General features: G+C 38.4%; 1 pseudogene. It reads left to right on the forward strand.

From position 1 onward, the window contains the following. Positions 1-65: 65 nt before the first annotated feature. Positions 66-357 (forward strand): annotated as a pseudogene (locus CWB85_RS22305) (DcaP family trimeric outer membrane transporter); the annotation flags it as partial.

Here is a 357-nt window from a genome sequence, read left to right on the forward strand (position 1 = left end):
AGATGAACATATTTCATCACTCAGTTTGTGAAACTGCTGTAGGAACGATAATAAGCTAACAACCTGTGCTTGCAAATGAAACATATAAACGCCTTGATCAACTGGAAAAACGTTTAGCTGAACTTGACCATCAAGTCGATCAAAAAGAGCGTAAAATCGAAGAGCTAGATCGAGACAACGTGGTTAATGCACAACTAGATGATAAAGCGGCAGAAGTGGCCATTTCTTCGGCATTATTCACACGTTTTTTAGAGCGGCCAAGATATCAATTTGACGCCCCAGACAAGAGTATTAAACTCACTAACTCTGATACCACTTTACTGATTGGCGGAAAAATTTTGTTAGATGAAATTTACA

The sequence above is a fragment of the Pseudoalteromonas sp. S1727 genome (genome assembly GCF_005886375.1).
GTDB lineage: Bacteria > Pseudomonadota > Gammaproteobacteria > Enterobacterales > Alteromonadaceae > Pseudoalteromonas > Pseudoalteromonas haloplanktis.